Consider the following 219-nt stretch of genomic DNA (forward strand, 5'->3'; position numbering starts at 1 on the left):
GAGCACAGCGGCCTACCGGCCGGCTTGAGTGTTTAACAGCCAGATCAAAAGCCAGAGCGAATGCAGATCTGCTTTTCTGTGGGAGCTGGCTTGCCTGCGATGCAGACACCTCGGTCCTCCAGATACACCGAGGTGATGCCATCGCAGGCAAGCCAGCTCCCACATTTGAACCGTGCCCGCTTTAGCTTTTGATTTTGCTGTTAAACACTCAAGCCGGCC

The sequence above is a fragment of the Pseudomonas sp. C8002 genome (genome assembly GCF_013385765.1).
Taxonomy (GTDB): domain Bacteria; phylum Pseudomonadota; class Gammaproteobacteria; order Pseudomonadales; family Pseudomonadaceae; genus Aquipseudomonas.